The sequence below is a fragment of the Archangium violaceum genome, assembly GCF_016887565.1.
Taxonomy (GTDB): Bacteria; Myxococcota; Myxococcia; order Myxococcales; family Myxococcaceae; genus Archangium; species Archangium violaceum_B.
Window position 1 is genome coordinate 11,682,146 of the sequence record NZ_CP069396.1, and the last position, 24,031, is coordinate 11,706,176.

At 69.4% G+C, this 24,031-nt stretch carries 21 protein-coding genes; 12 read left to right on the plus strand and 9 right to left on the minus strand.

The window, feature by feature from the left end:
• Window positions 1-55: 55 nt before the first annotated feature.
• From JRI60_RS46540 to JRI60_RS46555, 4 genes are all read left to right on the plus strand, one after another.
• A complete protein-coding gene (locus tag JRI60_RS46540) occupies window positions 56-1,000 on the plus strand; it encodes an ABC transporter ATP-binding protein (protein WP_204222524.1) in 945 nt (314 codons plus the stop codon).
• Between the two features lie 45 nt (window positions 1,001-1,045).
• The gene (locus JRI60_RS46545) at window positions 1,046-1,795 is read left to right on the plus strand and encodes an ABC transporter permease (RefSeq protein WP_239470127.1); all 750 of its coding nucleotides are present in this window, start codon (window positions 1,046-1,048) and stop codon (window positions 1,793-1,795) included.
• Between the two features lie 92 nt (window positions 1,796-1,887).
• A complete protein-coding gene (locus JRI60_RS46550) occupies window positions 1,888-3,489 on the plus strand; it encodes a serine/threonine protein kinase (protein WP_204222526.1) in 1,602 nt (533 codons plus the stop codon).
• 52 nt (window positions 3,490-3,541) lie between these two features.
• Window positions 3,542-4,696 (plus strand): serine hydrolase domain-containing protein, encoded by a 1,155-nt coding sequence (locus JRI60_RS46555; protein WP_204222527.1) that lies wholly within the window; start codon window positions 3,542-3,544, stop codon window positions 4,694-4,696.
• Here JRI60_RS46555 and JRI60_RS46560 read toward each other — a convergent pair.
• The 4 genes from JRI60_RS46560 to JRI60_RS46575 all read right to left on the minus strand — a co-directional run bounded on the left by JRI60_RS46560 (window position 4,693) and on the right by JRI60_RS46575 (window position 9,746).
• Window positions 4,693-5,076 carry a hypothetical protein gene (locus tag JRI60_RS46560; protein WP_204222528.1) on the minus strand — a complete coding sequence of 128 codons (384 nt, stop codon included), beginning with the start codon at window positions 5,074-5,076 and terminating at the stop codon, window positions 4,693-4,695. The two genes, JRI60_RS46555 and JRI60_RS46560, sit on opposite strands and share 4 nt — an antisense overlap.
• A gap of 194 nt (window positions 5,077-5,270) precedes the next feature.
• The gene (locus JRI60_RS46565; RefSeq protein ID WP_204222529.1) at window positions 5,271-6,578 is read right to left on the minus strand and encodes an NCS2 family permease; all 1,308 of its coding nucleotides are present in this window, start codon (window positions 6,576-6,578) and stop codon (window positions 5,271-5,273) included.
• Window positions 6,579-6,620: 42 nt separating this feature from the next.
• The gene (locus tag JRI60_RS54855) at window positions 6,621-8,303 is read right to left on the minus strand and encodes a hybrid sensor histidine kinase/response regulator (RefSeq protein WP_204222530.1); all 1,683 of its coding nucleotides are present in this window, start codon (window positions 8,301-8,303) and stop codon (window positions 6,621-6,623) included.
• Window positions 8,304-8,462: 159 nt separating this feature from the next.
• The gene (locus JRI60_RS46575) at window positions 8,463-9,746 is read right to left on the minus strand and encodes a discoidin domain-containing protein (protein ID WP_204222531.1); all 1,284 of its coding nucleotides are present in this window, start codon (window positions 9,744-9,746) and stop codon (window positions 8,463-8,465) included.
• Window positions 9,747-10,194: 448 nt separating this feature from the next.
• Between JRI60_RS46575 and JRI60_RS46580 the strand changes: the two genes are divergently transcribed.
• Window positions 10,195-10,815, plus strand: a complete 621-nt coding sequence (locus JRI60_RS46580) for an outer membrane beta-barrel protein (RefSeq protein ID WP_204222532.1) — start codon at window positions 10,195-10,197, stop codon at window positions 10,813-10,815.
• A gap of 29 nt (window positions 10,816-10,844) precedes the next feature.
• Here the strand turns inward: JRI60_RS46580 and treZ are convergent, their stop codons facing one another.
• Window positions 10,845-12,689 carry a malto-oligosyltrehalose trehalohydrolase gene (treZ, locus tag JRI60_RS46585; RefSeq protein WP_204222533.1) on the minus strand — a complete coding sequence of 615 codons (1,845 nt, stop codon included), beginning with the start codon at window positions 12,687-12,689 and terminating at the stop codon, window positions 10,845-10,847.
• Window positions 12,690-12,874: 185 nt separating this feature from the next.
• On the opposite strand from treZ, the gene JRI60_RS46590 reads away from it, so the two are divergent.
• On the plus strand, window positions 12,875-14,014 hold the full coding sequence (locus JRI60_RS46590; protein WP_204222534.1) for an AAA family ATPase: 1,140 nt from the start codon (window positions 12,875-12,877) through the stop codon (window positions 14,012-14,014).
• 102 nt (window positions 14,015-14,116) lie between these two features.
• On the opposite strand, the gene JRI60_RS46595 is transcribed toward JRI60_RS46590, so the two are convergent.
• Window positions 14,117-14,800 carry a LysM peptidoglycan-binding domain-containing protein gene (locus JRI60_RS46595; RefSeq protein ID WP_204222535.1) on the minus strand — a complete coding sequence of 228 codons (684 nt, stop codon included), beginning with the start codon at window positions 14,798-14,800 and terminating at the stop codon, window positions 14,117-14,119.
• A 192-nt stretch (window positions 14,801-14,992) separates the two neighbouring features.
• Here JRI60_RS46595 and JRI60_RS46600 point away from each other — a divergent pair, with 192 nt between their 5' ends.
• The 5 genes from JRI60_RS46600 to JRI60_RS46620 all read left to right on the plus strand — a co-directional run bounded on the left by JRI60_RS46600 (window position 14,993) and on the right by JRI60_RS46620 (window position 18,853).
• Window positions 14,993-16,171: a HEAT repeat domain-containing protein gene (locus JRI60_RS46600; protein ID WP_204222536.1), complete on the plus strand. Its 1,179-nt coding sequence runs from the start codon at window positions 14,993-14,995 to the stop codon at window positions 16,169-16,171.
• 41 nt (window positions 16,172-16,212) lie between these two features.
• Entirely contained in the window at window positions 16,213-17,211 is a 999-nt protein-coding gene (locus JRI60_RS46605) for a HEAT repeat domain-containing protein (protein ID WP_204222537.1), read from the plus strand.
• Window positions 17,212-17,254: 43 nt separating this feature from the next.
• Window positions 17,255-17,797, plus strand: coding sequence for a peptidase M23 (locus JRI60_RS46610; protein ID WP_204222538.1), 543 nt, complete (start codon window positions 17,255-17,257; stop codon window positions 17,795-17,797).
• 208 nt (window positions 17,798-18,005) lie between these two features.
• Complete coding sequence (locus tag JRI60_RS46615; protein WP_204222539.1) at window positions 18,006-18,461, plus strand: hypothetical protein; 456 nt, start codon at window positions 18,006-18,008, stop codon at window positions 18,459-18,461.
• Between the two features lie 11 nt (window positions 18,462-18,472).
• Window positions 18,473-18,853 carry a DUF5335 family protein gene (locus JRI60_RS46620; protein WP_204222540.1) on the plus strand — a complete coding sequence of 127 codons (381 nt, stop codon included), beginning with the start codon at window positions 18,473-18,475 and terminating at the stop codon, window positions 18,851-18,853.
• 79 nt (window positions 18,854-18,932) lie between these two features.
• Here JRI60_RS46620 and JRI60_RS46625 read toward each other — a convergent pair whose 3' ends face one another.
• The 3 genes from JRI60_RS46625 to JRI60_RS46635 form a co-directional block, all read right to left on the minus strand.
• Window positions 18,933-19,733 (minus strand): M57 family metalloprotease, encoded by an 801-nt coding sequence (locus JRI60_RS46625; protein ID WP_204222541.1) that lies wholly within the window; start codon window positions 19,731-19,733, stop codon window positions 18,933-18,935.
• Between the two features lie 496 nt (window positions 19,734-20,229).
• Entirely contained in the window at window positions 20,230-21,027 is a 798-nt protein-coding gene (locus JRI60_RS46630; protein WP_204222542.1) for a M57 family metalloprotease, read from the minus strand.
• A 338-nt stretch (window positions 21,028-21,365) separates the two neighbouring features.
• A complete protein-coding gene (locus JRI60_RS46635; RefSeq protein ID WP_204222543.1) occupies window positions 21,366-22,415 on the minus strand; it encodes a Rieske 2Fe-2S domain-containing protein in 1,050 nt (349 codons plus the stop codon).
• A gap of 154 nt (window positions 22,416-22,569) precedes the next feature.
• Between JRI60_RS46635 and JRI60_RS46640 the strand changes: the two genes are divergently transcribed.
• Window positions 22,570-24,027: a phospholipase D-like domain-containing protein gene (locus tag JRI60_RS46640; protein ID WP_204222544.1), complete on the plus strand. Its 1,458-nt coding sequence runs from the start codon at window positions 22,570-22,572 to the stop codon at window positions 24,025-24,027.
• Window positions 24,028-24,031 lie beyond the last annotated feature (4 nt).

Sequence of the window (24,031 nt, forward strand, 5' to 3'; positions counted from 1 at the left end):
GTAATGCAGTCGGACCTTTTCGGGGGCCCGGGTGGTGGTAAAGGCCCCTCCCATCATGTCCTCCACCCCCGCGCTCGAGCTCCAAGGTCTCACGAAGACCTATGGAGGCAAGCTCACGGCCCTCTCCGACGTCAACCTCAGCATCCGCCCCGGGGAGATCTTCGCCCTGCTCGGCCCCAACGGCGCCGGCAAGACAACCCTCATCGGCTCGGTGTGCGGGCTGGTGAAGAAGACGAGCGGGAAGATCATCCTCTTTGGCAAGGACCTGGACGAGGATCCGGTGCGCCCGCGCTACGAGGTGGGGCTGGTGCCGCAGGAGATCAACTTCGACCCCTTCTTCTCGGTGGCCGAGTCGCTCTACATCCAGCAGGGCTACTACGGGCAGCACCGGGACGAGGCGCGGGTGAAGGAGGTCCTCACCGCGCTCAACCTGCAGAACAAGGCGGACTCGCTCACGCGCGCGCTGTCGGGCGGAATGAAGCGCCGGCTGCTCATCGCCAAGGCGCTGGTGCACAAGCCGAAGCTCGTCTTCCTGGACGAGCCCACCGCGGGCGTGGACGTGGAGCTGCGCCGGGACTTGTGGACGTACGTGCGCAAGCTGGCCTCCGAGGGCACCACCATCGTCCTCACCACGCACTACCTGGAGGAGGCCGAGGAGCTGGCCGACCGCGTGGGCGTCATCAACGAGGGCAGGCTGCTCTTGGTGGAGGACAAGAAGGCACTGCTGCGCCGGCTGGGCGAGAAGCGGCTCGTCGTCACCTTCACCGACGCCGTCACCACGCTCCCCGAGTCCACGCGCCAGATGGGCGCCGCGCTCTCCGCCGATGGCCGCACCCTCACCTACGCCGAGCGCGAGGGCTGCGCTCCCGCGGGCGAAGTCCTGCGCGCCCTCTACACGCAGGGCCTGCCCGTGAACAACGTGGAGACGCGCCACTCGCGCCTCGAGGACATCCTCATCGACATCCTGCGCGGCAAGCCCGCCGCCGCGCTCGCCTCCTGAGCGGCCCCCACCCCCTGCCCCGACGACACCATGAACACCCTTGGGATGAAAACCCTGCTGGCGAAGGAGGTCCGGCGCTTCATGCGCGTGCCGGGCCAGACCGTCCTCTCGCCCCTCATCAGCACCTCGCTCTACTTCCTCGTCTTCGGCTACTCGCTCTCCGGGCGCGTGCACGAGGTGGAGGGCGTGCCCTACCTGTCCTTCATCGTCCCCGGCCTCGTCTTCCTGGGCCTAGCCAACAACGCCTTCCTCAACAGCAGCTCCTCGCTGTTCATCACCAAGATTCAAGGCACGGTGGTGGACCTGCTGGTGGCGCCGCTGGGGCCCCTGGAGCTGCTGGCCGGCTTCATCGGCGGGGCCATGGTGCGCGGGCTGATGGTGGGCGGGCTCACCTGGGCCGTGGCCACCTTCTTCACCGGCTTCCGCCTGGCGCACGCCCCCGCCACGCTCTTCTTCCTGCTGCTCTCCTCGTACACCTTCAGCGTGCTGGGCGTGCTCGCGGCGGTGTGGGCCGAGAAGTTCGAGCAGGTCAACTTCTTCCCCACCTTCGTCATGCTGCCGCTCACCTTCCTGGGCGGCATCTTCTACTCGGTGCGCGAGCTGCCCTCGCCCTGGAATCACATCAGCCTCTTCAACCCCATGGTCTATATGGTGGAGGGGCTGCGCTACGGAATGCTGGGCACCGGCGGCGGTTTCTCCCCCTTGCTCGGCGGTGGAATCCTCCTGGCCCTGGCGGTGTTGGCCACCGGCGTGGCCTGGGCCGCGTTGCAATCTGGTTACAAATTGAAAGCCTGAGCGCTCATTCGATGACTGCCTGCCTGCTTACTCGATCGAGTCACGAATTGGACATTCGCGGATTCTTGGAACCCGGGTTATCGTGACGCGCCATGGCAGTCCCCTTCGGCAAGTACCAGTTGTTGCGCAAGATCGCCTCCGGCGGGATGGGACAGGTGTTCCTCGCGCTGGAGAAGGGATCTGGGCTGGAGAGGCTCGTCGTCCTCAAGCTCATCCTGCCGCATCTGGCCGAGGATGAGGACTTCCTCGAGATGTTCCTGGAGGAAGCGAGGTTGGTGGCGCGGCTGGCGCATCCCAACCTCATCACCATCCTGGAGCTGACGGAGATCGATAGCCGGCAGTGCCTGGCCATGGAGTACGTGCAGGGCGACGACGTGCGCCGGATGGAGAAGTTCGCGCGCGCGCAGGGCAAGCCGCTGCCGGTGGGACTGGTGCTGCGCATCATCGCGGAGGCGGCCGCGGGGCTGCACTACGCGCACCAGGCGAGGGATCCGCAGGGCCGGCCGCTGCAGCTGGTGCACCGGGACGTGTCGCCGCAGAACATCCTGGTGGGCTTCGACGGAGGCGTGAAGGTCATCGACTTCGGAGTGGCCAAGGCGGCGGGCAGCGCGTCGCACACGGCCACCGGAGTGCTCAAGGGCAAGTACCCGTACATGTCGCCGGAGCAGGCCAATGGCCAGCCGGTGGACGCGCGGAGCGACTTGTTCGCACTGGGCGTGGTGCTGTGGGAGTTGCTGACGGGCCGGCGCCTCTTCAAGGGCGAGTCGGACATGATGACGCTGCGGCTGGTGCGAGACTGCCAGGTGGCGAAGCCCTCGCAGCTCAACCCCCAGCTGCCGCCGGGCCTCGACGAGCTGGTGCACAAGGCGCTGGCCCCCTCGGTGGAGGGCCGCTACCCGGACTGCGGCGCCTTCCGGCTGGCCATCGAGGACTACATCCTCCAGCACCGGTTGCCGGCCAGCAACGCGCACCTGTCCGCCTTCCTGCGGGAGGTGTACGCGGAGCGCCTCGCGCGCGAGGCGGACCCGGCCAATTTGGACCAGCTCAGCGAGGACACGGACCTGGACGCGAAGACCAACCCGTCTCGCAGCAGCGTCCGTTCGCAGTCGCAGCGGCCTCCGCTCCCGCCCCCGCCAGGGCCTCCGCCCTCGCAGACGGGGACGCCCGTCGTCTCGCCGCCCAGGCCGCTCACGCTCGTCACCTCCCGGCCCACGCTGTCCATCAGTCCCGTCCCCGTCACGCGGCGGCGGCGCTTGCCGGTGGTGCCCATGGTGGCCGGAGTGGGCGCGCTGCTCATCAGCGCGGGGGCCGCGCTCGTCTTCCTGCGCTCCACCCCCGCGGAGTCCCTCTCGCCCGTGTCGCAGCCCCCGCTGGTGGCGCGACCCACCCAGCCCACGCAGCCCGAACAGACGCCGGAGCCGCGGGCGGTGACGTTGAAGGTGCTCTCGGAGCCCGCGGGCGCGGTGGTGGTGGTGGATGGGAAGCAGCACGGAGAGACGCCGTTGGAGCTGCCACTGCCCACGAACGCGCCGCCGGTGATGCTGGCGGTGAAGCTGGATGGCTACGAGACGGTGTCACGCCCGGTGTCCGCCGGGGACGCCCCCGAGGTCTCGGTGAAGCTCACGCCGAAGCCGGCGGCACAGAAGCCGCGCCGTCCCTCGCCCTCGCCGCTGGACATCAAGACGGACCGGTGAGGAGCGCTCCGGGAGTCCCCGTGCTCGCGCGCGGGTGGTACGACTCCCGGCCATGCCGACCCTCACCGCCCCTTCCCTGGCGACCCCCGCCCTCCTCGCCGCCTTCACGCTGATCCTCGGGTGCGCCGGAGCCACGTCGAGCACCCGGGCGCTCCCGGCCGCGGACGCGCACGCCGTGGATCCGCTCTTCGCCGCCTACGACACTCCGGATGGCCCCGGGGCCAGTGTCGTGGTGATCCACGAGGGGCGGGTCGTGCTCGGCCGCGCCTACGGACTGGCGGACCTCCAGGCGCGCACGCGGGCCACGCCGGAGACCCAGTACCGCCTGGCCTCGCTCTCCAAGCAGTTCACGGCCACGGCCATCATGCTCCTGGCCGAGGAAGGCAAGCTCCGCTACGACGACCGCGTGGTCGACGTGCTCCCCGGCTTCCCGGCCTACCTGCGCGAGGTCCGCATCCGGCACCTGCTCCACCACACCTCGGGCATCTGGGACTACGAGGCCTTCGTCCCGGACACCCAGACCGTACAGGTGAAGGACAAGGACGTCCTCGCGCTGCTCTCCCGCGCCGACCGCACGCACTTCCCGCCCGGGAGCGCGGTGCGCTACAGCAACTCCGGCTACGCGGTGCTCGCCCTCATCGTGGAGCAGGTCGGCGCAATGCCCTTCGCCCGCTTCCTGCACGAGCGCGTCTTCGCCCCGCTCGGCATGCGCTCGACGGTCGCCCATGAGGAGGGCGTCTCGACGGTGGCACGCCGCGCCTACGGCTACGTGGCCGACGCGAAGGGCTTCCGCCCCAGGGACCAGAGCCCCACCAGCGCGGTGTTGGGAGATGGCGGCATCTACTCGTCCGTGGCGGAGCTGGTGGCCTGGGACGCGGCGCTGGACGCGCACACGCTCGTCAGCGCGGACACCCAGCGGCTCGCGTGGACGCCGCCGACGCTGCCGGATGGCGCGTCCACGCGTTACGGGTTCGGCTGGTTCGTCGACGAGGACGGGGGACGGATGCGCCTGTCGCATCATGGAGAGACGAGTGGCTTCACCCATGCCATCGTGAAGTACCCGGAGCAGCGGCTCACGGTCATCGTCCTGACGAATCGCGCCGGCGGGGAGCCGTGGAGGCTCGCGCAGCGGCTCGCGGACCACTGGCTCGGCCGCGAGACGCAGCGGCGCGAGTGGCCCTTCGAGACCACGCCCAACGCGCGTTAGGGAGCCGGCAGGACCTCGATGGAAGTGGCGACGCGGATGCCACCTTCGTTGCGGAAGGACGTGCGAACGGTCATGCCCTCCTGGAGCTGCTCGAGGGCGAGCGTGCCCTGTCTTCCGCTCTGGCGGATCGGCAGCCGGTCCTCGTCCTTCACGACGACCTGGACCAGCGGCTCCCGCGGGCCCAGGTCGAGGGTGATGACGTTGCCGGTGGCTCCCTTCACCGTGCCCCGGATGGAGCCGCGTTCCTGTTGGGTGAATTGATCCCCGGGCGTGGCCTTCTCCTCGATCGCCTTCAGCTCCGACGGCGTGGGGTCCTCGGCCAGCGCGCCGAAGGCGAACGTAGCCATGGTCAGTCCGGCGAATACGGTCCGTGAGCGCATGGCCCACCTCCTCCCGGGAAGCTGCGTCCGGCAACCGGCTCCGCCAACCCGTGCCTGCCTCCCCGGGCCCCTGGCGGCCCCGGCGGATGCTCGTGCTCGAGTGCACGACCCGGGTACACCTCATACCCTCACCCCGACCCTCTCCCAGAGGGAAAGGGAGAGGAGAGGAGAGGAGAGGGGTTGGAGATGGGAACCTAGGCGCCCCCTCCCGTGGCGTAGTGCAGCACCAGCAGCACCGCCAGCACGTACACCACCGGGTGCGCCTCGCGCGGACGTCCCGACAGCAGCTTCAGCGCCGCGTACGACACGATGCCCGCGCTGATCCCGTTCGCGATGGAGTATGTGAAAGGCATCAGCGCGATCGTCAGGAATCCCGGCAACGCCTCATCCATCCGGCTCCACTCCAGCTCGCGCGCTCCGCTCATCATCAGCGCCCCCACCACCACCAGCACCGGTGCCGTCGCCACCGGCGGAATCGCCGCCAGCGTCGGCACGAAGAAGAGTGACAGCAGGAAGAGCACCGCCACCACCACCGCCGTCAGTCCCGTGCGCCCGCCCTCCTCCACCCCCGCCGCCGACTCGATGTAGCAGGTCACCGTGCTCGTGCCGAACACCGCTCCAGCCACCGTGCCCACCGCGTCCGCCATGAAGCCCCGGCCCGCTCCCGGCAGCTCCCCGTTCGGCTTCAGGAAACCTCCAATGCGGCCCACCCCCAGCAACGTGCCCGCCGTGTCGAACACGTCCACGAACAGGAACGCCAGCATCACCGTCAGGAACTTCCCCGTCAGCACCTGCGAGAAGTCGAAGGCCCAGAACGTCTCGCGCGGCAGGCTCGGCACGCTCACGAACGACTCCGGCGCCTTCGCCAGCCCCAGCCCCCACGCCGCCACCGCCACCGTCGCGATGCCAATCAGCAGCGCTCCCTGCACCTTGCGCGATGCCAGCGCCCCGATGAGCACCAGCCCCGCCAACGCCAGCAGCGGCACCGGCGCGTGCAACACCCCCAGCTGCACCAGCGTCGCCGGGCTGTCCACCACCAGCCCCGCGTTCTTCAGCCCGATGAGCGCCAGGAACAGTCCGATACCCGTCGTGGTGGCCAGCTTGATGGGCGCCGGAATCGCCCGGAGGATGATCGTCCGGATGCCCCCGTACGACAGCACGATGAACAGCAGTCCCTCGACGAACACCGCCGTCAGCGCGAAGCGCCAGTCCACCCCCAGCCCCTTCACCACCCCATAGGTGAAGTACGCGTTCAGCCCCATGCCCGGCGCCAACGCGAAGGGGAACTTCGCGTACACCCCCATCAGCAGCGTGCCGAAGGCCGCGCCCAGCGCCGTGGCCACCGTCACATCCGCCACCGGCATCCCCGCCTCGGACAGAATCTGCGGGTTGACCAGCAGGATGTAGGCCATGGTCAGGAACGTCACCAGGCCCGCGCGCAGCTCCGTCCCCACGGACGAGCCCCGCTCACGGATGAGGAAGAAACGCTCGAGAGCTTCCATACGGCGCCCATATAGACGTCCGCGAGCCCCCGCCCCAACCTTTTATGTCGCGCGCCTCGGCGGAGCCTGCGCCACCAACGCCCGGATGACCTCCGCCTCGAAGGGCTTGTCGATGCGCGGCGCCGACACCTGCTTGAGGAAGTCTCGTGCCCGATCCGTGAAGCCGCCTCCCGTCATGTAGACGAAACGCGACAGACACTCGGACCGCGTCTCCACCAGCCTCGCGTACAGGTCCATGCCCGTCAGGTCCGCCATCATCAGGTCGCAGAACACGCGGTCGAAGCCGTCGTCCTTCTCCAGCACCGCCAGCGCCTCGCGGCCGCTCTGCACCACCACCACCTCGTGCACCCGCCCGAGGATGCGCCGCATCACCGACCCGATGCCCGGCTCGTCGTCGATGACCAGCACCCGCTTGCGCGCCTGCACGTCCGCCATCGTCCGCGCCGGCGTCGGCACGGCCAGGGACTCCAGGCTCTCGCTCACCGGCAGCACCACCCGGAACGTACTGCCCCGTCCCGGCTCGCTCTCCACCGCCAGCTCGCCCTCCATCGAGTGGATGATGCCCAGACAGATGGACAGCCCCAGCCCCGTCCCCTCTCCCTGCGCCTTCGTGGTGAAGAAGGGCTCGAAGATGCGCGCCAGCACTTCCGGGGTCATCCCCACGCCGGTGTCACGCACCTCCACCACCACCCGCTCGCCCTCCCGCCGCGTCACCAGCGTGACGCGGTGGTGCGTCACGTCTCCCTCGGGGATGGCCTGCGCCGCGTTGACGAGCAGGTTGAGGAACACCTGCCCCAGCTTCGCCTCGTTGGCCCGCACCGGCGGCACCACCCCGTAGCGGCGATCCACCCGGGCCCGGTGGCGCAGGTGCGGCATCGCCAGCGACACGCTGAACTCCAGCGCCGCGTGCACGTCCACCGGCCCCAGCCGCGTCTCGTCCGCACGCGCCAGCGTCCGCAAGTCCTTCACGATGGTGCGGATGCGCTCGGCCCCCCGGCGCGCGTCCTCCAGCGCATGCACCGTGTCCTTCAGCCGCTCGGCCACCGCCGGTCCCAGCTCTCGCGCCGCCACCGACAACTGCTCGAGCGCCACGTGCAGGTTGCCCGTCACGAAGGCCAGCGGGTTGTTGATTTCATGCCCCACCCCCGCCGCGAGCTGCCCGGCCACCGACAACCGCTCCGACTGCACCAGCTTCTCGCGCGCCGCGTTCAGCTCTCCCGCTCGCTCCCGCGCCAGCGCCTCCGCCTCCAGCCGCCCGGTGAGCTCCTGGACGAGCAGCGTGTCCCGCTCCAGCTCCGAGCGCTTGCTCGGGGAGATGTCCTGGAAGCGCGCCAGCACGCCATCCTGGAACCGCGTCAGCGTGATGCGCAGCCACATCCCCCCGTCCTCGGGCAGCATCACCTCCAGCACGCAGGGCTGCCCCGTCTCCACCACCTGGCGGTACATGGCGAAGTGCGGCCGGGCCCGCTCGGTCTTGAAGACGTCGAGCATCCGTCGCCCGAGCAGCGGACCGGTGAACCGCCGCGTCACCTGCTCCCCGACGGCGTTGATGAACACGCACTCGAAATCGGCGATGGCCCCGGCGGCGTCTCTCACGACCCTCAGCACCAGGCTGCCGTCCGGACTCGCCCGCTCCACCTCGGCCAGGGCGCTCAGCAGAGCATCCCCATTTCTCTCGGAGGTGGCGGCGGTGGGCGTGTGGCTGACTTGGGTCACGGCGGACATCGATGATCCTCTACGACGGGCCCCCCACCGTGTCGGAGCGCCAGTCTACCCCCACCCCCGCCGAGCCGCGAGTGCCCGGCCGGCTCCGCACAAAAAAGCGGGCGCGGGGAGTCACACTCCCCGCGCCCGGTGCTTCACCCGCCGTGGGTGAGCGCTTCGCTACTCGGCGATCTCACGCACGCTCAACCACTTGAAGTCCACGTCCGAGGCGCTGTCCCAGCGGAACGTGGCCAGCGGGCCGCCCCAGGTGAGGGGCGCGGCGGCCACGGAGCCACCGCAGTGATCGAGGTCACCGCCGATCTGCCCGTAGTCCGTGGTGTCGTAGATCTTCTTCCAGGTCACCTTGTCCGCGTTGTCGTTGAGCCACAGCTCCAGCTTCACCGCGGCCTTCCCGTTGTAGGTGGTGTTCTTCATGATGGACTTGAAGCCCACCCAGCGGCCCTTCAGCGAGCTGGTGGCCGTCTGGTACGAGGTCTGGTCGTAGCTGACGTGCCAGGACTCCTTCTGCCAGCGGGCGCGGCCGTCGTAGTGGAGGCTGCCCTTGTACGAGGTGCCCTCGCAGGCCAGCGAGTCCGTGTGGCGGCCACCGCGCGCGTACCAGGCGAAGTTGTCGCTCATGTCGCTGGCGGCGTTCACCTTGATGAAGCCGGTCATCTCCACGTTCTTCCAGTCGTTGGCGGCCTGCATGTAGCCGCGGCTCGCCAGCACGTCCGGGTCATACGTGGGGATGAGCTTCGAGTCGTAGCCGGTGGTGGTCTTGGCGTGCATGCGCACCTGGCTGCTCTTGTTCTTCCAGGAGCCGTCCGCGTTGCGCGTGATGGTGTCCTGCGGGTCGAAGCGCGTGTCCTGCAGCGCGTTGTCCTTGAGGAACCACGTCTCGCCGCCCGCCTTCGTCGGGTAGATCATCGTGACGCCGAAGACGTCCTTGCCCGTCTCCGGGGTCGGGGTGGGCGTGGGAGTGGGCACTGGCTCGGTGGAGGAGGCCGCCGCGAGCTCGGAGATGCTCGCCCAGGTGTTCACGGTGTTGCCGTTGACCGTCACGCGCACGTAGCGGGCGCTCTTCGCGGGGAAGGTGTAGCGCTCGGCGGAGGCCGTCTTCCCGGAGGAAGTGCCCGAGAACACCGTCGTGAAGGTGGAACCGTCCGACGAGACGCCGATGGTGAAGTTGCTGGCTCGAACGTTGCCATTGTACCAGGCGATGTCCAGGGCGCTCAGGGACTTCACGGCGCCCAGGTCCCCCTGAATCCACTGACCGCGGCCATCCGAGGACCAGCGGGTGGACAGGCTACCGTCGATGGCATTGGCCGGCACGTTGCCGTCATTCCCACTCGCGGTGGCGGAGGAGAAGCCGCCAGCCGCCAGCGCCTGGGACGCAGAGAAGGTGACGAGGGAGACGAGCCCGAAGGCGGCCAGCTGCCGGCGGCGGGAGGAGAGTCGATTCATCACTATGTCGCTTCCTTTGCGGTGAAGGGACCGGCGCGGCGATTGGAATTTCCCAGCGCACCCATCCCGAGTGTTGGCCTTGCAACACTCGCTTCCCCAATCAATTCCTGGCATTTTCCCAGTAATTTCAATGGTTTGCGAGCACACCCCTCCCTATGGAGTCACATCGGTCCGATGGACACCGGGAGTCGGGCAGCCAGCGTCCTGTCCGTGTAGGCCCTGCGCTGGCTGCTCGCCTACCGACCTCGTAGGTCGGAGGGGAGGGGGCGGTATAGCAAGTCACTTCCGACGTGCCCAGCCTCGGCCGGACCGGGAACCGGCGCGCTGGCCGCCTGGGGGGTGCTGGGACGAGTGGGACGGGGAAGTGTGCGCTTCCTGTCATCGAGCCCCACGCCCAACTTTCGTAGGACCCCCGAACGAACACGAGGGTCCACAGGGAGGCAACATCATGAGCTTCAAGAAGAGCTGGGGTTTTGGCGCGGTCGCCGCGGCCACGCTGATGGCCTTGCCCGCGCTCGCCCAGGACGAAGCGCGCATCCCGGACGAAGGGCGTGTCTACGACTACGACGCGAAGCAGGACCGGGGAATGGACTTCGGTGTCAGCTTGTCGGGCGGCCTGAACGTGTTCACCGGAGACCTGGGTGACAGCACGGGCACGGGCGCCTTCGCGGGCATCCAGGCCAACGCCCGTCCCCTGCCGCTCATCGGCGTGGAGCTCGGCTACGAGGGCTCGCGCAACCCGTTCACGGACATCGACGGCTCGCTGTGGCGGCACAACGTGGGCGCGCTCGCCAAGGTGGGTCCGCAGCTCGGCGCCAACGGCGCCCTGCGGCCCTTCGTCGGCGCAGGCTTCGGCGTGAGCATCCTCAATCCCTCGGACGACGCGGGGCTGCGCGCCGACAACGACCTCGTGACCGAGGTGCCGCTGGCGGCGGGCATCGATTACAAGTTCGGCTCCGTGTCGGCCGGCGCGCGTGCCACCTACCGCTTCCTCGGCGACGAGGAGCTGGGCGTGGGCAGTAACGGCAACAACGTCAACGTCGGTATCAACCTGGGCGGTGCCTTCTAACCACACCGCCCCTCAGGCTTCGACGTGGCTCAGCCCGTGATGCGCACCACCACGGCGGAGGGCCCCTCGAGCCGGACGACCCCGCTTCGCAGCGGCTCCTCCCGCGAGGAGCCGCCGAAGCGGGGGGCTTCGCTCCACACCACCAGCCGGGCATGGGCGGGCAGCCGGTGCTCCAGCGTTCCCCGCACGTTGACGAGCACCTGCAGCGAGCCCTCGGGGCCCCGGCGCTCCAGCACCAGCGCGTGCGCGCCCAGGGGCCGTGCGTCGTACTGGCCCCGGCGGTTGTGTTTCAGGGCTGGATCCGTGGCGCGCAGGTGCAGCAGCTCGCGGTAGAGGGCGAGCACCCCGGCATGCTCCGGCCGCTCGGCCTCGCTCCAGTCGAGCCGCGAGCGCGTGAAGGTCTCCACGGCCTGCGGGTCCGGCACCTCCTCGCCAGCGAAGCGCGCGAAGCCGGCGAACTCCTTGCGCCGCCCCTCCGTCACCAGCTTGCCCAGCTCGGCGTTGTGGTCCGTGAAGTAGAGGAAGGGCGTGCTCGCGTTCCACTCCTGCCCCATGAAGAGCAGCGGCGTGTAGGGCGACATCAGCAGCAGCGTGCTCATGGCGCGGAAGGCCGCCGGGGACACGTCGGCCCCCAGCCGCTCGCCGTGGGCCCGATTGCCCACCTGGTCATGGTTCTGGATGCAGTGCACCAGCCGCCAGGGCTCGGTGCCCTCCACCGGCGTGCCCCGGACGCGGCCATGCACCTGGGACACCTGGCCCTCGTAGAACCAGCCCTGCCGCAGCGTGCGCGCGAGGTCCTCCGCGCCGCCGGTGTAGTCCCGGTAGTAGCCCTCGCTGTCGCCCGCGAAGGCGCGGCGCATCTGGTGGTGGAAGTCGTCCGCCCAGACGCCGTCCAGCCCGTAGCCGTCCTGTGCGGGCGGGCGCACCAGGCGCGTGTCGTTGCGCTCGTCCTCGGCGATGATCACCACGCGCCGTCCGGGGGCCGAGGCCCGGGCGCGCTCGGCGATCTCCGTGAGGAGGTGGGACTTGCCGTCATCGATGATGGCGTGGGCCGCGTCCAGCCGCAGCCCGTCCGCGTGGTAGTCGCGGATCCACATCTCCACGTTGGAGAGCACCAGCGAGCGCACCACCTCGGAGCCCTCGCCGTCGTAGTTGACGGCCTCGCCCCACGGGGTGTGGTGGCGGCCGGTGAAGTAGAAGGGCGAGTAGCAGCGCAGGTAGTTCCCGTCCGGCCCGTAGTGGTTGTAGACGGCGTCGATGAGCACCGCGAGCCCCTCGGCGTGGGCCGCGTCGACGAGGCGCCGCAGGCCCTGGGGGCCGCCGTACTCCGCCTGGGGCGCGAAGAGGTCCACCCCGTCGTAGCCCCAGTTGCGCGAGCCCGGGAAGCTGGCCAGCGGCATCAACTCGAGCGTGGTGATGCCCAGCGCCTTGAGCGAGCGCAGGCGGGGGATGAGGGCCTCGAAGGTGCCCTCGGGCGTGGCGGTGCCCACGTGCACCTCATAGATGACCTGGGCCTCCGGGTCCGGACCCTTCCACCCGGCGTCCGTCCAGGCGAAGTCCGGCACCACCACCTCGGAGGGGCCGTGCACGCCGTCCGGTTGTGAACGGCTCCACGGGTCCGGGAAGGGGCCCTCGCCATCCACCCGCAGCTTGTAGCGCACGCCCGCGCCCTCTCCCTTGAGTGTCGCGGAGAAGAAACCCCGCCCCTCATCGGCCATGGGCAGGGAGGAGCCTGGCTGCCCGTCCCGTCCGAACAGCACCACCTCGACCTTGCGATGGCTGGGGGCCCAGACGCGCCACCGTACACCCGTACCCGGTTCCACCCAGGCGCCCAGGCGCTGAACGTGCCCCCGCGTGTCCTCTGCTCGTTCCATGCCCACCTACTTATCCACCCTGACGTCCTGAGGAACGTGTCCTCCGCGCCAATGAGGCAGGCAGATGTTCACTGGTGACCCTGTTCGCCCGGTGTCCGCCCCCTCCGAGAGCGGCCGGGCAACAGGGGTACGTCCAGGCAACGCTTGTCCCGTGCCGTGGCTGTCGGAAAGATGCCGCCCACTTCATGAGCCCACGTCCCGACCATCTGCAGGCCCTCCCCTTCGAGCATGGCCAGTCCGTCCGCGAGCGCGTCGCCGCGCTGGAGGTGCTCTCTCCGCGGGAGATCGACGAGCGGCTCTCCTCGCTCGGCTACCGTGGACAGAAGGAGGCCCGGCGCGCGGCCTCGGTGCTCGCCTACCGGCACCTGCAGCGGTTGCGGCGCATCCACCTGGAGGGCATCGCCCCGGAGCCCGGCACGCGCGAGAACTGTCTCTTCCTGGGGCCCACCGGCAGTGGGAAGACGTTCCTGGTGGAGCTGCTCTTCCGGGAGATTCTCGGGGTGCCCACGCTCATCGTGGACGCCACGCAGTTCTCCGAGACGGGTTACGTGGGAGACGACGTGACCACCATGCTCTCGCGCCTCTACGAGGCGGCGGGTGGGGACGTGGCGTGGGCGGCCTGCGGGGCCATCTGCATGGACGAGTTCGACAAGCTCGCCACCAGCCGCTCCGATGCCCGCTTCGCCGGGCAGCAGACCACCAAGGACGTGAGCGGCTTCGGCGTGCAGCGTGGCCTGCTCAACCTGCTGAGCGCGCCACGGGCGGACTTCCCGCCGGACTTCGGCTTCACCAGCCGCACGCCGCCCATGCCCATGGAGCTGTCGGCGCTGACGTTCATCGCTTGCGGGGCCTTCAGCGGGCTGAAGGGCACGGCCGAGGAGCTCGGGACGAAGGAGCGCATGGGCTTCGGGCGCGAGGTGCGCAAGCGCGAGCCGGTCATCGCCGAGAAGGTGACGGAGGATCAGATCGAACAGACGACGGCCTTCGCGCGCTACGGCTTCATCCCGGAGCTCATCGGCCGCTTCAGCCGCATCGTCTCCTTCGCGCCGCTGGACGCGGCGACGCTGGGCAGCATCCTCGAGGACAACGTGCTGCGCGCCTACGAGCGCGAGTTCGCCCACGAGGGCCTGACGCTGGTGGTGGAGCCCGCGGTGCGCGAGTGGGTGGTGGCGCGGGCGCTCAAGCGCGAGACGGGAGCGCGAGGCCTGCGCGCCGCCCTGGTGCCGCAGCTGGAGCGCGCCGCATACGACCACTTCGGCGAGCCCCAGGTGTCCACCGTGCGTCTGGTGCTGGACGGCGACCAGGTGAGCACCGTCGCCGGTTGAGAAAAGAAAACGCGGTGTCGGGAGCAGATCCCGACACCGCGTGTCCATCCAGGTCCCGGAGAGCCGTCTCTCGAGCGTCCCCCCGACCTCGTGCGGCTCCGCTCAGCCGCGGTACTGGTGGATGGACATGATGGGGTAGTTCATCGACGAGATGGTGATCTTCTGCGAGCCATCCGCGTTCACGTTGTTGGAGCCGATGAACTGGGGCTTGCCGTCCTTCATGCCGGCGAACATCACCACGTGGTGACCGCCGTTGGTCTTCAGGCTCACCACGTCACCCGGCTTCGCATCGGCCAGCGACACGCGCTTGAAGTTCGGGTCCTTGTCCAGGTTGGCCTGCAGGCCCACCACCGCGTTGTGGTGCTGGCCGTTCTTGATCTGCCCCGCCTGCTCCAGGCACGCGGACACGAAGTTGGCGCAGTTCACGTTGTTGGGGACCCAGTCCTCCATGTCCGAGCCCACGCCGCCCTTCTCCAGCTTGAGGCTGCCGGCGTTCTTGCCCAGGTGCGACTTCGCGATGTCGAAGGGGCTGCCGTTGGGACCCTGCGAGGCCGGGCCCGCGGAGGTGGGACCCTGGGTGCCCGACGTCGACGGGCTGCCGCTGTTGCCCTTCGACGGACCGGGCTCGAAGCTGTCGCGCGAGCCGGGGATGTTCAGCGACTTGCCCGCGTAGATCAGGTTCGCGTCCTTGATCTGCGGGTTGGCCTTCATCAGCGCGCTGACCGTCGTGTTGTGGCTCCTGGCGATCGCCGACAGCGTGTCTCCGGACTTGATGCGGTAGCTCATGGCCGCTCCTGGGCGGGAAATTTGAAGTAACAAACTCGAAGAAATTCTCGGACCCAGGGCTGGGGAAGTTGCGTCGCCCCTGTCACGAACCCGCCTCGGCCCCTGATCCTACTCTCAACCTCCAAGAAAAAACGACACGGAATCTTGAACAGCAATATTTCCTCGTGATACCTGGAAAACCGGGTCACGACCATGCAACCTCCATCGAAGAAGGCCGCCGTCACGATCGGCGCCCTGCTGCTCATCATCCTCGGGGCGGCGCTGCTGTCGCGCCGCTCGGGCCCCGCCGGGGGGGAGTCTCCGGAGACCTCGGCCGACACGGCCACCCCGTCCGGGAGTGCCCAGGCCGCCGCCGCACCATCCCAGCCCGGAGGCCCGGGCCAACCCCAGGAGCGCCGTCCCAAGGAGGACGTGCTGCCCATGCCGGGGTGCTGGGAGGGGGTGGGCGAGTTCGACAAGAACGCCTCGCTGGACAACTTCCGCCAGGCCCTGGCCGCCGCGGCGGGCGCGGGTGATCGCGAGCTCGCGCAGTACCTCCAGGAGCGGCTCACGGAGCTGGTGGGGGAGGACGCGGGCAAGGCGCTCCAGGTGCTCGACTGGGCGGAGAAGTCCAGCCAGCCGGAGCTGGGCGTCTACATGGAGGCGCTCAAGGCCACGGGCGCCGTGCAGGACCCGAAGGTGGCCGAGCGCCTGCTGAAGATGGGCGAGGACAAGGGCTCGCAGCTGATGAACCGGGCCGCGGCCATGGACGCGCTGGAGACGCAGAAGCGCCTGTCTCCAGCCAACATCCAGCGGTTGAAGACCGTGGCGATGGACCTGTCGGCGGACTCGGCGGGCTGGGTGGCCACGCGCACCATCGGCCGGGTGATGAAGGAGGACTTCGAGCGAACCGGCAACTTCGCTCCCTATTGGAAGGAGCTGCTGGACATCGGCGAGAAGTCCGAGGACATGGCCGTGCGCCTGCTGGCGCTGGAGATGCCCTCGTATTCGAACCCCGTCATCGGCGGCGATTCGATGGAGCGGCTCGTTCAGATCATGCGCACCGACCGGGAGCGCGACGTGCGTGAGATGGCCGCCTTCCGGCTCGCCGTCACGCAGGAGCCGGACAAGGCGCTGGAGGCCTACCGCGCCGCCTTCCCCGCCGAGCAGGACGAGTGCGTGCGCTGGGCCTTCTTCCGCTTCGCCGTGCGCGCCGCCGGGCCCCGGGCGCTGCCAGTGCTCGCGCAGATGGCCGCGCAGGATCCGCGCTTCCTCCAGGACTACCAGGACTTCCAGCGGCTCTACGCCGAGGGCACGGTGGACTTCGCCCGTGTCTGGATGGGCAAGGAAGAGCGCCACCCATGCATCATGGAGGAAGGAGCGCCGCACTGATGCGCCCGCACTCCTCCCCGTCCCCGACAGGAATGACTCGCATGCCTCATGGACACCGCACCGCCGGCTGGCGTGTGGCGCTGCTGGCCGCCGTGGCCTGGCTGCTGCCCGCCAGCGCCTCCGCCGCCGATACCGACAAGACGCCCCTGCGCCAGGTGACGTGCTCCTTCACCGGCATGGTGGACGAGCTGCGCGCGGCGCTGAAGTCCGGCTCGCCCGCCTACCGCAAGTACGTGAAGGAGCGGCTGAAGGTGGCCGCCCGGGCCATGCCCGCCGACGAGCTGCTCGCCATCATCCAGCAGGAGCGCGACCCGGACACGCTGGAGGCCCTGGGCGCGGCCCTGGCCAGCAAGGCCAGCTTCTCCGAGGACGCCACCCTCCTCCAGCCGCTGCTCGCGCGCGCGGCGGGGGACGCGGAGCCGGGCCTGCGCGCCGCGGCGGTGCGGGGGCTGCGAGGCACCGGCTCGGTGGACGTGATGGCGAAGAACGGCGGCGTGGTGACGTACGAGCAGCTCATCCGCGACAGCGCGCCCGAGGTGCGCCAGGCCGTGGTGGACAACCTCGTCCACGAGAGCGCCAAGGTGTACTTCGGCCACGACCGCACCGTGTCCGAGACGGCCGTCAACACGGCGCTGGCCGCGAAGGACCCCGAGGTGGCCGCGAAGCTGCTGTCCGAGGTCTCCATGGAGCAGGTGGGCCATGGCACGGTGGAGCAGCTCCGCCAGCAGCTGCGCTCGGACAACGCGAGCCTGCGCGGGGCGGCGGCGACGGCGCTCGGCGGCGTACCCGGAGCGGAGTCCACGAGCGTGCGCGACTCGCTCGTCGAGCTCTACCGCACGGACAAGGACCCGGCGGTGCGCAAGGCGGCGCTGCGGGGAATCGTCCGGCTGGGCATGGGCGGCGCGCTGCCCACGCTCGAGTCGCTGCGGGGCGTGGCACCCGCGCTGGATCCGGAGATCGACGCCTGGCGCACCGCGCTCGGGATGAACCTCCAGGAGTGGGAGCTGCTGCTCCGGGAGAAGGAGCGTCTGCGCAAGTAACGGGGGGAACGCAGTTCCGCAGTGCAACCTCAGAGGAGGCAGTATGAACGTGAAGAAGATGCTGTACGCCGCCGTGGCCCTCACGGCCGGCTGGGCCGGGGTCGCCGTGTCCGCCACCGCGAAGGGTCCCATCTGCGAGACCAGCGCGAACGTGAACTCGACGACGTACTACAACTGCTCGGGCAGCAGCCACACCGCGCTCGACATGGGCAACGCGTCGTGCGGTGAGTGGAACCACCGCGCCATGCTCTCGGGCAGCTACGCCTACAAGTACTACGGCGGCTGTGCCGCGGCCTGCTACGGCTCGGACTGCAACGGCGGCGCGGGCAACTACTACGTCGTCACCGGCGCCAGCGGCTGGGACTTCCGCCAGCTCCACATCTACGCCAACGTCAGCTCCGGCACGAAGACCTGCGATGGCTGCGCGCTGGGTCTCGTGGGCGGCACCGGTAGCGCCACCGGCCCGCACGTGCACGCGGACAACCGTCAGTACGGCACCCGCAAGTCGGCCTGGTACACCAGCAAGGGCACCACCTGCGGCTCCAGCGCGTACTGCGGCAACGTCGTCGGCGTCCCGACGCTCTAGTTCCCCCCCGCCCCGTTCCAGCGCTCCGGAGCGGGGCGGCTCCTCCAGGCACGTGGCCCGCCCTCCCCGAGGGCCCGAGGCCCGGCCGCCCGCCTCCCCGACGGGCAGGAGGCCCGACGCTCCACGCCCGTTCGCTTGTGACCGCTCGCTCCAGCTCCCCACCTTGTCCCAAAGGAACCGTTGAACGCGGCGGAAGGATGGGATGGGCATGCACAAGTGGACATGGAGCCTGACGGCGCTGGCCCTGCTCGGCCTCGCTTCCGGCTGCAACAAGGGACAGAACGAGAACGCGAACGACCGGGGCGTGGTCGCCACGGAGCGCGGCCGCATGGGCGAGGAAGCCCCGGTGGAGAACGAGAGCGTCACCGAGCAGAACCCCGAGGCCATCGGCGGCGAGGACCTGGCGGACCAGGAAATCTACGGCACGGTGACGGGGATGGGCGCGGGGAACATCACGGTGCGCAACAACAGCGGGAGCACCACGATGACGCTCGCGCTGCAGGACGACACCCGCTTCCTGAGCCAGGGCCGGCCGGCGCAACGCGCCCAGCTGCGCGAGGGCATGCAGGTGCGTGCCTCCTATGACGAGCTGGGCGGCAAGTACGAGGCCACCACCGTGGAGCTCTTCCCCAAGGCGACGAAGCCACAGACCCCGGAGAAGTGAGAGGTGTTCCCATGCAGCATCACACGCGAGAGATTCCCCGCGAGGTGTGGTCCGACTATCTCACCCTGCTGAGCAGCATCGAGCGTGACCACCGGGTCCGCGTCCAGGCCGGGGGGCCGGACTTCGGCGAGCAGACGCTGGCCGCGAGCCTGCCGCTGGTGGACATCTCCGTCGAGGAGAAGGGCAGCGATGAGGGGGCCATCGAGGTGACGGTGGGCCGGCCCGGCGAGGAGATCACCCACCGCATCCTGCACCCGGAGCACGTCTGGGCCGAGGAGAGCGACAGCGGGGACATCGAGTGCCTGGACATCGAGGACTCGGACCACGTGAAGACGCTCATCTACTTCGAGCCGCAGCTGGCGCTCGAGGAGGCCATGCCCCAGCAGATGTAGAAGACGAGGCCGGAGACGCCCCACCTCCCGAGAGGTGTTGCATCCCCGGCCCCAGTGTCAGCTCAGACGAGCGGACGGATTACGGGTACAGCGCGCGGGCGCCGGACTTGTCCAGGCTGGTCAGCACGAGGTCGCCGGTCTGGGTGCCGTTGCACTGGGGGTAGTGCATGACGGAGGCGCGGTCGTAGGTGCTGGTCAGCGCGCGCCACTGGTTGTCCTCGTAGCAGCCGGAGGAGGTGGAGCGGGTGTGCTCGTGACGGAAGCCGAGCGTGTGGCCCAGCTCGTGGCGCAGCACGCCCGTCAGGGACCAGGCGCCCGTGCTGCTGAAGGCGCTGGTGTCGATGAGGACGTTGCGGGCCGAGCGGCTGGAGTTCGGGAAGAACGCGCGCGCCACGTAGCCGGCGCCGCTCACCTGGCGCACGTCGAACACCACCGCCGACTGGGACGCGGTGCAGCTGGAGTCGTAGCTGCTGCTGTGCACGAAGTTGACGTTGGCGGTGGCCTCCCAGGCCGCCGTCGCGCTGTTCATCGCGCTCACCACGGTGCTGTAGCGCGAGCCGAACGAGGAGGAGCTCACGCAGTAGGTGATGTTGCGGGCCGCGGTGGCGCTCCACTTGATGTCGCCGCCGATGTAGTACACGGCCAGGCCGCCCTCGGAGGTGCCCACGTCACCGTTGGCCACGAAGTTGTCATAGTACGCGCGCAGGCCCTCGACACCCTCGACGGCCTCGTCGCCGTTGACGACGTAAACGTCGCCCTCGTCCTTGATGGCCTCGGCCTGGAACTCCTCGAACGTCGGGATCTTCTGCTCGGCGGCCTCGGGGCCACCGCAACCAACAAGAGCCACACCGGCCAGCAACGCCATCGAAAGCTTGCGCATGGGAATTCCTTTGAAGGGAACAGCGGGGGGGTTTGACGCGGTCACCTGGGCTTCCCCAGCCGCGACCGCGCGCCGCATGCCCTGAGCAACCCCCGGGCCAACAAGCCTCTCTTCGGGAAATCGCGGACTTGGCTCGGTTAACGCGAATAGTCGTGGACTATCGAGACTCCAAGGATTCCCGGCTTCCCTGTAAAGACCCCTGACTTTTCCCGCTGAATCCCTCGTGGCGTCAGGCGTTTATCCGCTCTTCGCCCTCACTGTCCGACTCTCAGACGAGGTGTTTCCGTATCGGACAGCGGGCACACGTCTCCCAAATGGAGGACTCCTCCAGAAAAGAAACGGCCACACACTCGGTCCAAATACAGCCACGGCGGCAAATACGACGACAGCGGTGAGTATCACATTCATTGAAGGACCAAGGAAGCGCCCTTCCAAGGATGGAAGGGTGGGCTTCCCTGGCCCGGACATCACTGGCGAGGCCCAGGGGGCCCGGGAGTTACGGGTACAGCGCGCGGGCGCCGGACTTGTCCAGGCTGGTCAGCACGAGGTCGCCGGTCTGGCTGCCGTTGCACTGGGGGTAGTGCATGACGGAGTACGAGTCGTAGCTGGTCAGCGCGCGCCAGGCGGAGTCCTCGTAGCAACCGGTGCTGGTCAGGCGGGTGTGCTCGTGGCGGAAGCCGAGCGTGTGGCCCAGCTCGTGGCGCAGCACGCCCGTCAGGGTCCAGACGCCCATGTTGCCGAAGGCGCTGCTGTCGATGAGGACGTTGCGGGCCGAGCGGCTGGAGTTCGGGAAGAACGCGCGCGCGGTGTAGCCGGCGCCGCTCACCTGGCGCACGTCGAACACCACCGCCGTCTGGGACGCGGTGCAGTTGGAGTCGTAGCTGCTGCTGTGGATGAAGTTGACGTTGGCGGTGGCCTCCCAGGCCGCGGCCGCGCTGTTCATCGCGCTCACCACGGTGCTGTAGCGCGTGCCGAACGAGGAGGAGCTCACGCAGTAGGTGAGGTTGCGGGCAGTGGTGCTGCTCCACTTGATGTCGCCACCCGAGTAGTACACGGCCAGGCCGCCCTCGGCGGTGCCCACGTCGCCGTTGGCCACGTAGTTGTCATAGTACGCGCGCAGGCCCTCCACGCCCTCGACGGCCTCGTCGCCATTGACGACGAAGACGTTCTCCTCGGACTTGATGGCCGAGGCCTGGAACTCCTCGAACGTGGGGATCTTCTGCTCGGCGGCCTCGGGACCACCGCAACCAACGAGCGCCACACCAGCCAGCAACGCCATCGAAAGCTTGCGCATCGGGATTCCTTTTTCGGGGACGACAGGGGGGGTAAGGAGCGCGCTCGCCCGGGACTCCCCGGCCGCGATCGCGTGCCCATTCCCTGAGCAACCTCCGGGCCAGGAAGACAGCTCCTTGGAATCTCCAGGGTTTGGCTGGATTCGCCTGGATTCCAGTGGAGCCTCCGCGCTCCACCCCGAGCCCCAGGAATGCCAAGCTTCTTTACACACCACTCTCCAAGATTCTGAGATTTCCAGAACTTGAGAACCCAGCAATCCAGCCGTCCTGGAATCGGACATCCACTGTCCTCTGAGCGGCCACACGCCCAGTCACGCCGCGGCGCGGTGGAGGGCCGGGCTCAGCCGTGGACGGGCTCGGGCACCTGGGCGGGCTCGTGCGGGGCGTTGGCGTCGGCCTGGGCGAAGTAGATGCGCTCGAGCAGCTTGCGGTGGTGGATGAGGGGCTTGTCGTACTTGCCCAGCCGCATGCCCTTCATGCTGTAGGGGGTGTGGGCCACCAGGGGGATGAAGCGGGCGTCGTCGCGGACCTCGGACCAGCTCAGGAGGAGGGCGGCGCGGCGCACCAGCGGCATGAGGGGGCGCAGGCGCTCGTCGTGGAGCTGGACGAAGGAGAAGAAGTGCAGGCGCGTGGTGTTCGCCGTCTCCGGGACGAAGAAGATGATGGCGCGGTTGGTGAAGGGGCGCTGCTGGCCGGTGGGGCTCGTCCAGGTGATGGTGTAGTCGGTGCGCACCGGATCGAAGCGCGTCACCCAGTGGTTGTGGAAGAAGTCGCCGTTGCGCAGCAGCAACAGGGGAATCAGGTAGGAGGGACGCTGGGGCGCGCTGTAGCGCACCTCGGTGCGGTCCTCGAAGTTGTGGGCCTCGTACTCGATGTCCTTCGTCTGGGCGCGGTTCCACCCGAGGCGGGTGTGGACGAAGGGGGTGTGCTCGTCCTCGCTGAAGTTGTCGAGGGCGACGTGCAGCGGCGCGCGGAAGAGCATGGAGAAGGCGCCGTTGTAGTCGTAGCCCTGGGGAGCGAAGTCGGGGAAGGCGGAGGGAGGCGCGTCGCGAGCGGCGAGCCACAGGGAGTCGAAGCGCTCGACGAGCTGGAAGGAGCGAGCGTCGCACTTCTTGAGGTCGGGCTGGCTGGGGCTGCGGCCGTGGCCATCGGCGTCGAAGAGCCAGCCGTGGTAGGGGCACTCGAGGCGGCCCTCGGGCGTGACGCGGCCGGCGGACAGCGGGGCCAGACGGTGGGGGCATGCATCGGCGAGCGCGGCGGGGCGGCCCTGGGCGTCGCGAAAGAGGACGTAGGCGCGGCCAGCGAGCTCCACGCGCACCGGCTTCTCCTTGAGCTTCCGGGAGGACAGGACGGGGTGGAAGAAGCGGGTGACGTCGGGCATGGGCTCCATGGCTTGGCAGTATATGCGCCGGGACCGGGGCACCACCGGGGCCCGCCCTGTCTGAAGGATGCTGGACGGAGCCTCCCGCCGCGCTGCCGCCGGACGGAGGACGTGCACATACTGACCGCTCGTCCCGGCCCCGACCCGGCCGGGCGGAGGACGGATGACGCTGGAATCGCTGCTCCTGGAGGTCTGGCCCCACGTGGCGGCGGCGTTCGCGGTGGTGGCCAACCTGCTGGCCACCGGGCACGCGGTGCTGCGCAAGCGGGACGTGCGCGCGGCGGTGGCCTGGGTGGGACTGGTGTGGCTGGTTCCGCTGGTGGGAGTGGTGCTGTACCTGCTGTTGGGCATCAACCGCATCCGCCGCCGGGGCCGCTCGCTGGCGCTGCGCCAGGAGCACGGCCAGTTCCCCTCGAGGCCGAGCGTGACGACGTACACCCCCGAGGAGCTCGCGGCGGCCATGCCCCCGGCGGCGCACCTGGCCTCGCTGGCCCGGCTGGTGGACGAGGTGGTGCACCACCGGCCCCTGCTGCCGGGCAACCGGCTCGTCCCGCTGGAGGCCGGCGCGGGCGCCTACCCGGCCATGCTGGACGCCATCGAGGAGGCGCGCACCTCCATCTCGCTGTGCAGCTACATCTTCGACAACGACGAGGCGGGCCGGCGCTTCGTGGACGCATTGGGGCGCGCGGTGAAGCGCGGGGTGCAGGTGCGGGTGCTCATCGACGCGCTGGGGGCGCGCTACGACTGGCCACCCATCACCGGGCGGCTGCGCCGGGCGGGGGTGCGGGTGGCGCGCTTCCTCCCCACGCTGCTGATACCGGCGCGCCTGCCCTTCATGAACCTGCGCAACCACCGCAAGCTGCTGGTGGTGGACGGGCGGGTGGGCTTCACCGGGGGGATGAACATCCGCGAGCACTTCCTGCCCGGCCACGGCGACGCGAGCGACTTGCACTTCCGGGTGGAGGGGCCGGTGGTGGGGCAGTTGCAGGAGACGTTCGCCGAGGACTGGGCCTTCACCACGAAGGAGCGCCTGCAGGGGGAGACGTGGTTCCCGTCGCTGGAGCCCGCCGGGCCGGTGGTGGCGCGGGGGATCGCGGACGGCCCGGACGAGGACTTCGAGACGGTGCGCTGGACGCTGCTGGGAGCGCTGGCGTGCGCGCGCTCCACGGTGCGCATCGTCACGCCCTACTTCATCCCGGACTCGGCGCTCGTCACGGCGCTGAACGTGGCGGCGCTGCGGGGCGTGCGGGTGGACGTGGTGCTGCCCGAGCGCCTCAATCTGCCCGTGGTGCAGTGGGCCGCCACCGCGCAGCTGTGGCAGGTGATGCGCCCGCACTGCCGCATCTTCCTCACGGCGCCCCCGTTCGACCACACCAAGCTGATGGTGGTGGACGGCGTGTGGTCGCTGGTGGGCTCGGCGAACTGGGATCCGCGCTCGCTGCGGCTCAACTTCGAGTTCGACGTGGAGTGCTACGACCTGGAGCTCGCCACGCGGCTGGAGGCCCTCATCGAGGAGCGGCTGAAGCGGGCGCGGCAGCTCACCCAGGAGGAGCTGAGCGCCAGGTCCCTCCCCGTCCGTCTGCGGGATGGCGTGGCCCGATTGCTGTCGCCGTACCTGTAGACCC